Annotated in this window: 13 protein-coding genes; 3 read left to right on the forward strand and 10 right to left on the reverse strand. The window is 63.7% G+C overall.

The window, feature by feature from the left end:
• Positions 1–79 precede the first annotated feature (79 nt).
• From PAF18_RS14890 to cysQ, 6 genes are all read right to left on the reverse strand, one after another.
• Entirely contained in the window at positions 80–1,309 is a 1,230-nt protein-coding gene (locus PAF18_RS14890) for a glycosyltransferase family 4 protein (RefSeq protein WP_271116471.1), read from the reverse strand.
• Entirely contained in the window at positions 1,299–2,300 is a 1,002-nt protein-coding gene (gene galE, locus PAF18_RS14895; RefSeq protein ID WP_271116472.1) for a UDP-glucose 4-epimerase GalE, read from the reverse strand. The genes PAF18_RS14890 and galE overlap by 11 nt, the downstream gene beginning before the upstream one ends.
• Entirely contained in the window at positions 2,300–3,193 is an 894-nt protein-coding gene (locus PAF18_RS14900) for a UTP--glucose-1-phosphate uridylyltransferase (protein WP_271116473.1), read from the reverse strand. The genes galE and PAF18_RS14900 overlap by 1 nt, the downstream gene beginning before the upstream one ends.
• 78 nt (positions 3,194–3,271) lie before the next feature.
• The gene (locus tag PAF18_RS14905; protein WP_271116474.1) at positions 3,272–4,498 is read right to left on the reverse strand and encodes a glycosyltransferase family 2 protein; all 1,227 of its coding nucleotides are present in this window, start codon (positions 4,496–4,498) and stop codon (positions 3,272–3,274) included.
• Entirely contained in the window at positions 4,495–5,295 is an 801-nt protein-coding gene (locus tag PAF18_RS14910) for a 3-deoxy-manno-octulosonate cytidylyltransferase (RefSeq protein ID WP_271116475.1), read from the reverse strand. The genes PAF18_RS14905 and PAF18_RS14910 overlap by 4 nt, the downstream gene beginning before the upstream one ends.
• A complete protein-coding gene (gene cysQ / locus PAF18_RS14915) occupies positions 5,295–6,098 on the reverse strand; it encodes a 3'(2'),5'-bisphosphate nucleotidase CysQ (RefSeq protein ID WP_271118151.1) in 804 nt (267 codons plus the stop codon). Before cysQ ends, PAF18_RS14910 begins: the two co-directional genes overlap by 1 nt.
• 117 nt (positions 6,099–6,215) lie before the next feature.
• Between cysQ and PAF18_RS14920 the strand changes: the two genes are divergently transcribed.
• The 3 genes from PAF18_RS14920 to dnaJ all read left to right on the forward strand — a co-directional run bounded on the left by PAF18_RS14920 (position 6,216) and on the right by dnaJ (position 10,396).
• Entirely contained in the window at positions 6,216–7,037 is an 822-nt protein-coding gene (locus tag PAF18_RS14920) for an ABC transporter permease (RefSeq protein ID WP_271116476.1), read from the forward strand.
• 205 nt (positions 7,038–7,242) lie between these two features.
• Positions 7,243–9,156 (forward strand): molecular chaperone DnaK, encoded by a 1,914-nt coding sequence (gene dnaK, locus PAF18_RS14925; protein ID WP_271116477.1) that lies wholly within the window; start codon positions 7,243–7,245, stop codon positions 9,154–9,156.
• Positions 9,157–9,223: 67 nt separating this feature from the next.
• Positions 9,224–10,396, forward strand: a complete 1,173-nt coding sequence (gene dnaJ / locus PAF18_RS14930; RefSeq protein ID WP_271116478.1) for a molecular chaperone DnaJ — start codon at positions 9,224–9,226, stop codon at positions 10,394–10,396.
• 85 nt (positions 10,397–10,481) lie between these two features.
• Here dnaJ and PAF18_RS14935 read toward each other — a convergent pair whose 3' ends face one another.
• The 4 genes from PAF18_RS14935 to arfB form a co-directional block, all read right to left on the reverse strand.
• Complete coding sequence (locus PAF18_RS14935) at positions 10,482–11,021, reverse strand: L,D-transpeptidase family protein (RefSeq protein ID WP_271116479.1); 540 nt, start codon at positions 11,019–11,021, stop codon at positions 10,482–10,484.
• Positions 11,022–11,099: 78 nt separating this feature from the next.
• Complete coding sequence (locus PAF18_RS14940; protein ID WP_271116480.1) at positions 11,100–12,527, reverse strand: inorganic phosphate transporter; 1,428 nt, start codon at positions 12,525–12,527, stop codon at positions 11,100–11,102.
• Between the two features lie 75 nt (positions 12,528–12,602).
• Complete coding sequence (locus tag PAF18_RS14945) at positions 12,603–13,049, reverse strand: NUDIX hydrolase (protein ID WP_271116481.1); 447 nt, start codon at positions 13,047–13,049, stop codon at positions 12,603–12,605.
• Positions 13,042–13,467 (reverse strand): alternative ribosome rescue aminoacyl-tRNA hydrolase ArfB, encoded by a 426-nt coding sequence (gene arfB, locus PAF18_RS14950; RefSeq protein WP_271116482.1) that lies wholly within the window; start codon positions 13,465–13,467, stop codon positions 13,042–13,044. Before arfB ends, PAF18_RS14945 begins: the two co-directional genes overlap by 8 nt.
• Positions 13,468–13,687: the final 220 nt, after the last annotated feature.

Raw genomic sequence — 13,687 nt, forward strand, 5'->3', positions numbered from 1 at the left:
GCGTTGAGAAGTGATCTGATACGAGAGGCCAATCGTCGCTATCCAGTCCCGGGCGGTTTTGGCCGTTCTATCGGAAACCCTATGGTTTCGGAAAGCCCAGCGCGCCTTCGACCGTCGAGAAATGCGCCTGCCAGCTAGGAACCGGGTGCGGCGCGTGTCTTTGCGGTGGCGAGGCGGCAAGCGCCTCTACCGCCTCGGCCCAAGCCTCGGGCCGGTCCGGCGGCAGGAGCTGCGCATGATCGCCCAGCAATTCGCGTGCAACCGGTAGCGGGCTCGTCAGCACGGCCACGCCTCGCCCGGCCGCCTCGGTAAGCGGCAGGCCGAAGCCCTCGGCGTGGGACGGCATCAGCAGAGCATGACACCGCGCCAGCAATGCGGCGACGCTTGCATCGGAGAGGCCGGGACATTCCAAGACCGGGCTGTCTGGTGGCAGTGTATCCAGCCGGGCGAAAACCGCCTCGTTCCGCCAGCCACGACGGCCGATCACCACAAGCTGCGGCATGTCCGGACCGGGCAGCCGCGCGTCTAATATCTCCCACGCATCGAGCAGCAGCGCGTGGTTCTTGCGCGGCTCGATCGTCCCGATGGTAACGAAAAAGGGGCGCGACAGGTCGAGCTGCGCCGGGATCTGCGCCGCGTCGGGCAGGGCCAGCGCGGTGCCGATATGGGCGGTTATGATCTCGGGGGAACGGGTGATGGCAAGCCGGCGGCGCCACAGCTCGATCTCTGACCGCGTCGCATCGGAAATCGCAATCACCAGATCGGCAAGCGTGATCGCCGCCATGAATTTGTCGCGAAAGGCTGCGGACTGATCCTCGCGGGTGAACTCGGGATGCGACAGCGGGATCGTGTCATGTATCATCACCGCCCGGCGCAGCCCCTTGAGGTTGCGCAGAAGGGCGGGCCGCAGATTGCTATGCCCCAGATTGAGATAGGCGGCTCCGGGAAGTTGCTGCTCGATCCGGTGCAAAAGACCGCGTCCGCCCGACCCGGTGACACAGAGCGCCATACGCCGCAATGCGGTGGCGGCGCGCCCGCGCGGCCCGCGATGCCCCGCCATGCGTTCCCGCCATCCGCTCTGCGCGACCATGCCTGAATTGTCGCCCTCCAGCCAGCGCAGCACCGCATGCCCGGCCTCTGGCGGCAAAAGCGCCTGACCGCGTGCCACGCGGCAGAGAAGAAGATGCGGACGCTCGGCGATATGACGCAGCCAGGCCGCCTCGACCCGGTCGATACCGGTCAGCGGTCCGGTGCCAATGCGCGAGACCAGCCTGGAAATATCGAGAACGAGCGGCGGCTCAGCCCTCATATCCGCCGTTCTGATGCCAGCGCCAGGCGTCGCGGATCATCTGCGGCATGGTCGATCGGTCCGGGGTCCAGCCAAGGATGTCGCCGGCTTTCTTGCTGCCAGAGACCAGCTTGACCGCGTCGCCCGCACGCCGGGGGCCGTCCTCCATCGGGACCGGGCGGTTGGTCACATTCCCTGCGGCCGCGACAACCTCGCGGACCGAGAACCCGTCTCCGGTGCCAAGGCAGAACACCTCGGTCCCGCCATTCTGCGGACCATTGCCTGCGCGCTGCCATTCCAGCCCCTGCACATGCGCGTCGACCAGATCCATCACATGCACATAGTCACGGATGCAGGTGCCGTCCTCGGTCGGATAATCCGTGCCGTGTATGGTCAGCGCGGGCCGCTTTCCGTCCACCGCGTCGAGGATCAGCGGAACGAGATGGGTCTCCGGCTGATGGAATTCACCGACCTCGGTGTCTGGGTCGGCGCCCGCGACGTTGAAATACCGAAAGATCACGCTATTCAGCCCGTCAGAGGCGGCAAAATCCTTCAGCATGTCCTCAATGGCGCGCTTCGAGGCACCATAGGCATTCAGCGGAAGCTGCGGCGTGGTCTCATCCAGCACGACACCGTCATGATCGCCATAGGTCGCGCAGGTCGAACTGAACACGAAGGTCTTGACCCCGGCGGCGAGCGTTGCCTCGATCAGGTTCAGCGAGGCGCAGACATTGCCGCGCCAGTACTTGCCAGGCTGCGACATCGCCTCACCGACCTGGCTCAGCGCCGCGAAATGCATCACCGCGACGGGCTTGTGTTTCGCGAACACCTCGTCCAGCCGGGCGCGGTCCATGAGGTCGCCTTCTTCGAACGGACCGAACTTCACCGCGTCCCGCCAGCCGGTGACGAGGCTGTCATAGGTCACCGGCGTAAAACCGGCAGCCCTCAGAGCCTTGCACGCATGCGAGCCGATATAACCGGCACCGCCGGTGACCAATACTGTATCGCGCATTACTCGGCCGCGCGCTGAAGCGAGATGACCTCGTTCAGGTAATCGAGGAACTCTTCACGCAGATCGTCCCGCTCCAGCCCATAGGCCACGGTGGCTTGCAGGAAACCGCCTTTCGAGCCGCAATCGTAACGCTGACCACGGAAGCGCAGGCCGAACACATCGCGCCCGGCGGTGATCTCATCGGCGATGGCGTCGGTCAGCTGGATCTCTCCGCCCGCGCCTTCGCGAAGCTTGTTGAGGTTTTGCAGCACTGTCGGTGCCAGGATGTACCGGCCGATCACAGCGAGGTTCGACGGCGGGTTCTCCTTGGGTTTCTCGACCAGGCCCTTCGCCTTGACGATAGCGCCCATATCCTCTGAGACGTCGAGGACGCCGTAGGACTTGGTCTTCTCGGTCGGGACCTCCATCGTGGCGACCATGGTGCCGCCGGTCTCGGCATGGGCCTCGATCATCTGCTGGAGGCAGGGCGGCTCGCCCATGATGACGTCATCGGTCAGGATCACGGCGACGGGTTCGTCGTCCTGCACCAGACGGCGGGCGCACCAGACCGCATGTCCAAGCCCCATGGCCTTGTGCTGGCGGACATAGGCAATCGCGCCGGACTGCATGTTGGTCGCGCGAAGCTCTTCCAGCAGTTCGAGTTTGTTCGTGCGTTTCAGCGTCGCTTCCAGCTCATGCGCGTGATCGAAATAATCTTCAAGCGCGCCTTTTCCGCGCGAAGTAACGAAAATAAATTCCTCAATTCCGGCGGCGCGCGCTTCGTCAATTGCATATTGGATAAGCGGTCTGTCGACCAAGGTCATGATTTCCTTGGGAATAGACTTTGTTGCGGGCAGAAAGCGCGTGCCCAATCCTGCGACCGGGAAAATAGCCTTGGTGACCTTGCGACTCATGACGTGTTTCTCCATCAAAATCAGAGACAGTTTAATTGCTGTTTTAGTTGCAAGACGACCGAGTCGACAAGCACCGCCTCAAACGAATGCCGAAAGCGATAGGTTCCGACGGTTTTCCGCCGATTCCAGCTCTGCCGCGAGCCGGGCGGGAAACCGCGCAAATCTCATCGTCGGCTCGTCCGGTTCAGCGCGTCCCCACACCCCGCCAAGCTGTTCGAACCAGCCGGACGATGTGAGGCGCAGACGATGCGGGATGACTGTCGGGCTGAGCAGCACCAAGCTGACAACGTTGCCTGCCTGAATCGCGGCATGCGCCCGCTGCCGAAGGTCTTGCGCCTGCCAGTGCCAGCCGCCAAGCGCGATGTGGCGCCGCTCGGGCAGGGACACGGGCAGAAAGGCCGAGCCCGCGCCGCGCATCGGATCGGGCGGATCGGGAAGCGGTGCGGACATTCCATCGGCGTGGCCGGCGCTGAGCGTTGCCAGAAGGCCACGCACCCCCAGCGGGTCAATCCGCCCGTCCAGCATATGACGCAAGATCCGCCGCCGCGCACGCGCCTCCGCGTCGGGCGCGAGCAGCCCGCCATGATGGCGCCGCGCAAAGAGCGCTGCCGAACGTCCCTCCTGCCGCAAGTCACGCGGGGCGCGGTTGTCGTGGCGCGTTGGGCTCCCGCCGCGCAGATGGATCACCTGAGCGTCGGGAATGATGGCTGTGAGCGCGGTGGGAAAGGCTGCGGCCAGACGCAGGTTCACGTCCGACTCATCGAGGTGATAGGAAAAGACCGGGTCGAACCCGCCGATCCTGCGCAGCGCATCGGCGCGGAACGCGCAATTCGTGCCGAGCGTGCTGACCGGCGTACCATCTTCCACCGGCAATGCCTCCGGCGATGCCAGCGGCGGCAGATTGCGCGGCTGCCCCGCCGGCGTGATCCGATGGCTGCGCGCCTGCCAGCTGAAACCGTCGCGGTCCCGGGTCCAGCCGGTGGCGGCGATGATCTCGGGCCGGGCAAAGGCGGCGCTCAGCCGTGCCAGCCAGTTCGGCTCGGCCACTGCGTCGTCGTCGATGAAGGCAATGATGTCCCCGGCGGCTGCGGCGACCCCAAGATTGCGCGCGACCGAGATGTTCGGGACGTCGCATTGCAGCCGCTTTATGGCAAGGTCCTGGCGCTGTACCAGACCCGCTTGATCTGCCACGAGAATGATCTCGAAATCGGGATGGTTCTGGTAGCTCAGCGCCGTCAGGCAGTGTCGCAGATGTTCGGGCCGCCCCTGCGAGACCACGACCAGACTCGTTCGCGGCAGGCTCACGCCTGACCCATCTCCCGCAACATGGCCTCGATGCGCGGGATGTCTTCGGGGTTGTTCAGTTCCCAGAACTGACGCCCGCGCGCCTCGACCTCGACGCAGAGCAGGCGGCGCCCGTTTTCCAGGAAGCGCAGCTGCTCAAGCCCTTCCAGCTTTTCGAGCCGCCCTTCCGGCCAGCCGGGATAGGCCGCGAGCGCATCCGGGCGATACGCATAGACACCGACATGATGAAAGACCGGGGTGGGCTCGTCCGGTTCGTAATCGCGGCCGGCGAAGGGGATCACCTCTTTCGAGAAATAAAGCCCCTGCATCTCGGTGCCGAAAACCGCGGTGGTGCCGCCAACACGTCCCGCGGCGCGGTCGGCCAGCAGATCGGCGCGCATCTGGCCCGAGCAGCGCAGCACCGGCGTCGCTACCCCCGCCTGTTCATCGGCGCGCAGCCCGGCGATGAGATCTTCGATGAACCATGCTGGGGTCAGCGGCGCGTCGCCCTGAAGATTGACCACGATCTCGGGCGAGAGGCCCAGATTGGCGACCGCTTCGGCGCAGCGCTCGGTGCCGTTGCGGCAGGTTTCCGAGGTCATCACCACCTCGGCGCCAAAGCCTTCTGCGGCATCGCGGATGCGGTCGTCATCGGTGGCCACCACCACGCGGTCCACCCCTTTAACCCCGGTGGCGGCCTGCCAGCTTCGTGCGATCAGCGAGGCGCTTTCGCCCGTGGCGCCACGCAATTCTGCCAGCGGCTTGCCGGGATAGCGGGTCGAGGCGTAGCGCGCCGGGATCACGATCAGGACGGACATTAGCCCTCTTCTTTCACCAACAGCACGCCCGGCGCATAGGCGATGAAGAACGGGTTCTCGAAACCCGGCTTGCCATAGCCGAGCGGGGTGTGGTCATCGAAACGCACGACCTCACCGCCCGCGCCGCGCAGCACAGCGTCGCCCGCTGCGGTGTCCCATTCCATCGTCCGGCCGAGACGCGGATAAAGATCCGCTTCTCCGGTCGCCACGAGACAGAATTTCAGCGAGGAACCCGCCGAGGTCATGTCGCGCGTTTTATAGCGCCCGATATAGGCATCGGTCGCTGCGTCGCGATGGGATTTCGACGCCACCACCATCAGCCCGCGATTATCGGGCATCGGATTGACCCCGATCGGTGCGGTCTCGCCAGGCTCTGACCCGAAGCTGCCGGTTTCCTCGACCGAGCGCCCGTCGCCGGTGGTATAGAACAGCCGCTGCTTGGCCGGAGCGTAGACCACCCCGCGCACGGGCACCCCATCCTCGACATAGGCGATATTGACGGTGAAATCGCCACGCCGCTGCACGAATTCCTTGGTGCCATCCAGCGGATCGACGATCAGAAAGCTCCGCACTGTCTGTTCATGACTTTCCGCCTGCTCCTCGGTGACCAGGGGGATATCGGGAAACGCTTCCCGCAGCCCCCGCGAGATCAGAGCATCAGCCGCCTCGTCAGCCTCTGTCACGGGCGAGTCGTCGGATTTCGAGCGGACCTCGAAATCGTCGGAGTTATAGATCTCCATGATCTTCTCGCCGGCCTCCAGAGCCAGCTGCCGCATCACGGAGGTGAGCTTGTCGAATTCCATATCCTCGCCCCTATCTCGATTCATCATCAATGCCCTGACCGATTGTGCAGGCGCTTTGCTCTCCTTATGATGTGTCACCGGAGGCAGGGCAAGCCGCCCTGCCAGAGAGGGCGGAACATGTTCGAGCAGCGTCAGACCAGGAATATGTTCCAGGCCGCGCTGACGACCATCGCGCTGATCTATCACATGACCGTCTACAAGCTGCGCAAGACCAACCGCAACGCGGTCGCCGGTCTGATGATGACGGTTCTGCGCGCGATGATCATGGTCGCGGTGTTCTTCCTGATCTTCTACGTGATCGGGATCCGCGAGTCGCCGATCCGCGGCAATTTCATCGTCTATATCATGACCGGCATCTTCATGTTCATGACGCATAATATGGCGATACAGGCGGTCCTGTCGGCGGAGGGCCCGGTTTCCGCCCTGATGAAGCACGCGCCGATGAACACGGCGATCGGGATCACGGCAAGCGCGCTCGCCGCGCTGTATCAGCAGGTGCTGGCCTGCGCGGTGCTGTTGCTGCTGACCAATAAATTCATCGAGCCGCTGAACATCGAATCCCTCTATCCCTGCATTGGCCTGTTCCTGCTGGCCTGGTTCTCGGGCTGCTGCATCGGGATGCTGTTCCGGGCCTTGATGCCGTGGTGGCCGCAGGCGGTGGCGATGCTCAGCCAGTTCTATCGGCGGCTGAACATGATCTCGTCGGGAAAGATGGTCGTTGCCAACACGCTACCGCCGATGATGTTGAACATGTTCGACTGGAACCCGCTCTTTCATGTCATCGATCAGACGCGCGGTTTTGCCTTCGTGAACTACACCCCGCATAATTCCAGCATCAGCTATCCGATCTATGTTTCGCTGGCCTTGGCCATGATCGGTCTGATGGGCGAGTTTTTCACCCGCAATCAGGTTTCGCTGAGCTGGTCCGCCGGTCGCTGAGCCGCGCTGCGCCTTGATGCGGTTCGGGAAATTGTCGCGATTCTGGCATATTCCGCCCGGCAGGAGTTCTTGCAGCCCGTTTTCGCCCTTCCTATATAGCCCTCGAACCGGCCAGCTGGCCGGCACGTCAAACAATGGGATCAGGTCTGCGGGGGCCATTCACGGACCCGGGGCCGCCGAAATCGCCGGAAGAGAGGTTTGAAATATGTCTAAAGTCATCGGGATCGACCTGGGCACCACCAATAGCTGTATCGCCATCATGGACGGCAGCCAGCCGAAAGTTGTGGAAAACAGTGAAGGTGCGCGCACCACGCCGTCGATCGTTGCCTTTACCGAAAACGAACGCCTGGTGGGCCAGTCGGCCAAGCGTCAGGCTGTCACCAACCCCACCAACACCATCTTCGCCGTCAAGCGTCTGATCGGGCGCCGCATCGGCGATGAAGCGGTCGAGAAGGACAAGAAGCTGGTCCCCTACGACATTGTCGACGGCGGCAATGGCGATGCATGGGTCGAAGCGCGGGGCGAGAAATACTCACCGGCGCAGATCAGCGCCATGATTCTCGGCAAGATGAAGGAAACCGCTGAATCCTATCTGGGTGAAGAGGTCAGCCAGGCGGTCATCACCGTCCCGGCCTATTTCAACGACGCACAACGTCAGGCGACGAAGGATGCCGGCAAGATCGCCGGTCTCGAAGTGCTGCGCATCATCAATGAACCGACCGCGGCCGCTCTGGCCTATGGTCTGGACAAGAAGGACAGCAAGACCATCGCGGTTTACGACCTCGGCGGCGGCACCTTCGACATCACCATTCTGGAAATCGACGACGGGCTGTTCGAGGTGAAATCGACCAACGGGGACACGTTCCTTGGCGGTGAAGATTTCGACATGCGGATCGTCAACTATCTCGCTGACGAGTTCAAAAAGGAACACGGTGTCGATCTGACCAAGGACAAGATGGCCCTTCAGCGCCTGAAAGAGGCCGCGGAAAAGGCCAAGATCGAGCTGTCCTCTTCGACCCAGACCGAGATCAACCAGCCGTTCATCTCGATGGACAAGGATACGGGCACGCCGCTGCACATGGTCGTCAAGCTGACCCGCGCCAAGCTGGACAGCCTGGTCGGCGATCTGGTCAAGAAGACCATGAAACCCTGCCAGGACGCGCTGAAGGATGCCGGCGTCTCGAAATCCGACATTGACGAGGTGATCCTCGTCGGCGGTCAGACCCGGATGCCGCTTGTCATCGAAGAGGTCACCAAGTTCTTCGGCAAGGAGCCTCATAAGGGCGTGAACCCCGATGAGGTCGTGGCGCTTGGCGCGGCGATCCAGGGCGGTGTGCTGCAAGGCGACGTGAAGGACGTGGTTCTGCTGGACGTGACCCCGCTGTCGCTGGGGATCGAAACGCTGGGCGGCGTGTTCACGCGGCTGATCGACCGCAACACCACCATCCCGACCAAGAAGTCGCAGATCTTCTCGACCGCCGAAGACAACCAGGGCGCCGTGACGATCCGGGTCTTCCAAGGCGAGCGTGAGATGGCTGCCGACAACAAGCTGCTCGGCCAGTTCAACCTCGAGGATATTCCCCCTGCCCCGCGCGGTATGCCGCAGATCGAGGTGACCTTCGACATCGACGCCAACGGCATCGTGAACGTGTCGGCCAAGGATAAGGGCACCGGCAAGGAGCAGAAGATCACCATCCAGGCATCGGGCGGTCTGTCCGATGAGGATATCGAGCGCATGGTGAAAGACGCCGAGGACAACGCCGAGGCCGATAAGGGCCGCCGCGAACTCGTCGAGGTCAAGAACCAGGCCGAAAGCCTCATCCACTCGACCAAGAAGTCGCTGGAAGATCACGGCGACAAGGTGGATGAATCCACGGTCGAGGCAATCGAGCTGGCGGTGAATGCCTTGGAAGACGCGCTGAAGACCGACGATGCCGGCAAGATCAAGGGCGGCATCCAGAATGTCATGGATGCGTCGATGAAGCTCGGCGAGGCGATCTATAAGTCGCAATCCGAAGAAGGCGGGGACGAGGCTCCGGCAGAGGACGGTCCGCGTGACGTGGATGACGATATCGTCGACGCCGATTTCGAGGATCTCGACGACGACAAGCGCAAGTAAGCGCGGATGAACGACGAGACCGGTCCGGGCGTCCCGTTCGGGCCGGTCTCTGCGTAAGGAACACGCCATGGCGAAACGCTGCTATTACGAGACGCTCGGCCTCTCGAAAGGGGCCGAAGCGGATGAGATCAAGAAAGCCTATCGCCGCAAGGCGAAAGAGCTTCATCCCGACCGGAACGGATCGGACCCGACCTCCGAGGCCAGGTTCAAGGAAGTCAACGAGGCCTATGACTGCCTGAAGGACCCGCAGAAAAAGGCGGCATATGACCGTTTCGGTCACGGCGCATTCGATGGCAGCGGCAATTTCGGCGGCGGATTTGGTCGCGGCGGCCCCGGTCAGGGCGATTTCGGCGCGGCCTTTGCAGATGTTTTCGAGGATCTCTTCGGCGATTTCATGGGCGGCCGCGGCGGGCCGGGCGGCGGTCGGCAGCGCGCGGCGCGCGGTCAGGATCTGCGCTATAATCTCAGCGTGTCGCTGGAAGAGGCCTATGAGGGTCTGCAAAAGACGATCAACGTCCCCGGCTCGGTGACCTGCGCCGAGTGCGAAGGCACGGGGGCCGAGGGCGCTGTCGAACCTGTGACCTGCCCGACCTGCTCCGGCATGGGGAAGGTCCGTGCCAGCCAGGGGTTCTTTACCGTGGAACGCACCTGCCCGACCTGTAATGGCGCTGGTCAGATGGTCAAGAATCCCTGCACCGCCTGCCATGGCGAGGGCCGGGTTGAAAACCGCCGCGCGCTTCAGGTCTCGGTCCCCGCCGGGGTCGAGACCGGCACCCGCATCCGTCTTGCAGGCGAGGGTGAGGCCGGGCTTCGCGGCGGACCGTCAGGGGATCTCTATATTTTCGTGACCGTCAAGGAACACGAAATTTTCCTGCGCGACGGGAAGATGCTGGCCTGTCAGGTCCCGGTCGGCATGACCACCGCAGCGCTCGGTGGCGAGGTCGAGGTGCCGACGATCGACGGCGGCCGCAGCCGGGTCAAGGTGCCGGCGGGAAGCCAGTCCGGCCGTCAGATGCGCTTGCGCGGCAAGGGCATGCCGCCGTTGCGCCATGGTGCGCGCGCGCATGGCGAGCCCGGGGATATGCTGATCGAGCTTGTTGTGGAAACTCCGGTCAACCTGACGACCCGGCAACGCGAACTGCTGCGCGAATTCGAAGAGATCAAGGCAAATAACTCGCCGCAATCCGCCGGGTTCTTCGACAAGGTGCGCCATTTCTGGGATGGAATGACAGGCACCTGAAGGGTGGATTGCCAGGGAGCATGAAAGCGGGCCTGCATTGCGGGCTCGCTTTTTTATTCTGGGCTGCCGTCAGCCCGTCAGCGCCTCAGGGATTGATGACGACCTGCGTGCCCTTTTCCAGCATCGCATAGATCTCTTCGATCTCTGAATCCTCGAGTGCGATGCAGCCGGCAGTCCAGTCATCCTTGTTGGCCCGCTTGGCTGCCGCCCCGTCCGGCCCACGCCCGTGAAAGAAGATGTCCCCCCCGGGCTTGCGGCCCACCGCCATGGCGCGCGCTTCGTCCTGCGGCCTCGGATAGTTGATCCCGACCGACAGGTGATAGGCGCTGCGCGGGTTGAAGCGGTCGATGAAAAAGATCCCTTCGGGGGTCTTTCCGTCTCCCTCGAACTGCTTGGTGCCAACCGGTTCGTTCCCAAGATGGATGCGATAAGCTTTCAGCACGGTCCGATCAGAGAGCAGAAACATCATCCGGTCGGATTTGTTCACCACCACCTGCGTGACCTTCGGCCCGTCATAGCTGAGAAAACGCGGAGGCGTCGCTGCATCGGGTGTGCTACCACCGCCGCAGGCGGCCAGAATTGCAAGTAAGGTCAGGGCCAGGGCGGCCCGCATTGCCCGAATCATCACTGCCTCATTACGCTTTTTGCCGCGCTCACTCTTTATGAGCTATCATATACGGCGGATTCTCGCCAGTGAAAGCTGCTAATGGGCGAGTGACAACAACCCGTATCCCGCCGCGGCCATCAACGCGGCGCCGGGCATCGTCACCGCCCATGCAGCCAGCGTTGTCCAGACATGGCTCCGCCGAACGAGCCGCCGGCGCATCGCCTCTTCGACCGGCAAGATCTTGCGGGATTTGCGGCGCAGCCGATCTTCCCACTCACGATAGAAGCCGACGCCGAAGATCCCACCCACCGCGCAATGGGTGGTCGACACCGGCAGGCCCAGCGCCGAGCAGGCCAGCACCGTCGCCGCCGAGGCAAGCGCCGCGCAAAAGGCGCGCGTCGCGTTCAGCCGGGTGATCGACGAGCCGACCATCCGCACCAGCCTTCGCCCGAAGATCAGCGAGCCTGCCGCGACCGCCAACCCGGCAAGGGCGACGGCCCACATCGGCAGCACGCCGGGCTGTGCGCTGTGCATCAGCACCGAAAGCGGGCCGGCGACATTGGCGACGTCATTCGCGCCATGCGCAAAGCCGGACAATAACGCGGCGACAATCAGCGGCACCGTCAGCAGGTTTTTCAGCGACAATTTCTGTATCGGCTCTCCGCTGTCCAGATGGGTGGTGATCTGACGCTCAAGCTGCCATCGCGAAAGGCAGGCTGCCATCAGGCCGAAACCGGCGCAGGCGAACAGGCCGAGCCGCCCGATGGACGGCCCCTCTGCCAGGGTCAGCAGATAACCTCCGAAGATGGTGCCGGTGAGGCCGATGAGAAGCGGAAGCCAGAACCTTGCCGCGGCCAGCAGATCATCGGCAAAGCGCACACGCCAGCGCAGCAGCGCCAACACGCCCGCCGCCAGCACGGCCGAGATGACCGGTGCCGCGATCCAGCTCAGCGCGATGCTGCCCACGACGGGCCAGTTGATCGACGATGCTCCCATCCCCGCGAGCCCCGCCCCGGCCAGAGCGCCGACTATGCTGTGCGTTGTCGAGACCGGCGCGCGCGCCCAGTTCGCCAGCGTGATCCACAGCGCAGCGCCAATCAGCGAAGCGGCCATGATCTGACCTGGATGCGCATCTGGCCCCAGCTCGCCTATGGCGATGATTTCGGTCGCGATTGTCGCGGTGACTGCCTCGCTCGCCAGCAGGGCCCCGGCAAGCTGCGCCGTCGCCACAGCGGCAAGGGCGAGTCCCACGGGAAGCACCCGGCCTCCGACCGCCGCGCCGACCGAGTTGGCAACATCGTTCGCCCCGATATTCAGCGCCAGATAAAGGGCCACCGCAAAGCCCGCCACGAGCGGCGCTTCAACCGGCAGCCCGATCCCAAGCAGGGCCATCGCCAGCACCGCCAGCGAGGCGAGACCGATGATCATGCCCAGGCGCCGCAACGGACGCGCCGCCGCGCGGCCCGCACCCTCGGCATTGTTCAGCCGGTCAAGATCCTTGTCCAGGACGCGATATTCACCCATTTCCAGCATCCGGCCAAGCATACGTTATCCCCTGCCGACAGCAAGCGAGCTTCGACGGGGAACGCCGCTACGGGGTCAGCGGTGCAGACCCAGCAGAATGTCCCTGAGCTCTTCCTCAGAGACGTGACCCGCCGCTTCGCGCGGCGAGAACCAGCCGCGCTCACGCTCAGCCGCCTCGGGAAAATCATCTTCCAGCCGGTCGACCTGAACCCTGTGAACCTGAACGTCGATCGGGACGCTCAGCATGCCATCATGGCGCTTGTTGTATCGATAGCGGCCCAATGGTCGTGCCGAAACCGAGCCGCGCACCCCGGCCTCTTCCCAGGCCTCCTGCATGGCGGCGGCCGCGGCGCTGCGCCCGGTCATCGGCCAGCCCTTGGGGATGATCCAGCGGCCGGTTCCGCGGCTGGTGATCAGCAGGATACGGCCATCCGAGGGGCGCACACATACCGCGCCGACCTGCAACACGGCAGGGCGCCGGCCCAGCATCCGGCCCAGCACATCGCGAAAGACGTCATTCATCGCCTTGATCCACGCGACCGCGCAGCGCCTTCACCGCGCCTCGCTCGGATTTCGCCTTCAGCCGCCGGCGCTGACTGCCGAGGGTCGGGCGGGTCGGGATGCGTCGCTTCGGCGCGATCGTCGCCCGGCGGATCAGATCCGCAAGGCGCTGCCGCGCGAGATCGCGGTTGCGCGCTTGGCTGCGGGTTTCCTGCGCGAGGATCACCACCGCGCCGTCCTGAGTCCAGCGCCGTCCCGCCAGCCGCTTCAGCCGACGCTTGACGGTATCCGAGAGATGAGGCGACCGCTCGGCCTCGAAACGCAGCTCGACCGCAGTTTCGACCTTGTTCACGTTCTGACCGCCGGGCCCCTGAGCCCGGGTGAAGCTTTCGACAAGCTCCCATTCCTCGATGGAGATCTGATCATTTACGTGCAACATCTTGTGGTCAGTGAACTCGGTTTTCGCCTAGATGGTTGCATTAACTCACTTAAAAAAACTCTAAATCCAAAACGGCTTGTGGAATCAACCGGCACGATATCCGCGCCGTGAAACAATGGCGTGACGCCAGCGTGCCATGTCGCAGGACTTGCCGGAATTTTGGGCAGCGCTGGCCGAGGTTCCGCTGACGTCACGGAAGGCGCTCCTGCCGATCTTTTCA

The sequence above is a fragment of the Paracoccus sediminicola genome (genome assembly GCF_027912835.1).
Classification (GTDB): Bacteria; Pseudomonadota; Alphaproteobacteria; order Rhodobacterales; family Rhodobacteraceae; genus Paracoccus; species Paracoccus sediminicola.

What these genes read in the sequence shown, in the direction of transcription:
- dnaJ (WP_271116478.1), top strand. Translation starts at nt 9,224, where the DNA reads ATGGCGAAACGCTGCTATTACGAGACGCTCGGCCTCTCGAAAGGGGCC.
- arfB (WP_271116482.1), bottom strand. Translation starts at nt 13,467, where the DNA reads ATGTTGCACGTAAATGATCAGATCTCCATCGAGGAATGGGAGCTTGTC.
- PAF18_RS14910 (WP_271116475.1), bottom strand. Translation starts at nt 5,295, where the DNA reads ATGTCCGTCCTGATCGTGATCCCGGCGCGCTACGCCTCGACCCGCTAT.
- PAF18_RS14920 (WP_271116476.1), top strand. Translation starts at nt 6,216, where the DNA reads ATGTTCGAGCAGCGTCAGACCAGGAATATGTTCCAGGCCGCGCTGACG.
- PAF18_RS14935 (WP_271116479.1), bottom strand. Translation starts at nt 11,021, where the DNA reads ATGATTCGGGCAATGCGGGCCGCCCTGGCCCTGACCTTACTTGCAATT.
- PAF18_RS14945 (WP_271116481.1), bottom strand. Translation starts at nt 13,049, where the DNA reads ATGAATGACGTCTTTCGCGATGTGCTGGGCCGGATGCTGGGCCGGCGC.
- PAF18_RS14940 (WP_271116480.1), bottom strand. Translation starts at nt 12,527, where the DNA reads ATGGGTGAATATCGCGTCCTGGACAAGGATCTTGACCGGCTGAACAAT.
- PAF18_RS14890 (WP_271116471.1), bottom strand. Translation starts at nt 1,309, where the DNA reads ATGAGGGCTGAGCCGCCGCTCGTTCTCGATATTTCCAGGCTGGTCTCG.
- cysQ (WP_271118151.1), bottom strand. Translation starts at nt 6,098, where the DNA reads ATGGAATTCGACAAGCTCACCTCCGTGATGCGGCAGCTGGCTCTGGAG.
- PAF18_RS14900 (WP_271116473.1), bottom strand. Translation starts at nt 3,193, where the DNA reads ATGAGTCGCAAGGTCACCAAGGCTATTTTCCCGGTCGCAGGATTGGGC.
- galE (WP_271116472.1), bottom strand. Translation starts at nt 2,300, where the DNA reads ATGCGCGATACAGTATTGGTCACCGGCGGTGCCGGTTATATCGGCTCG.
- dnaK (WP_271116477.1), top strand. Translation starts at nt 7,243, where the DNA reads ATGTCTAAAGTCATCGGGATCGACCTGGGCACCACCAATAGCTGTATC.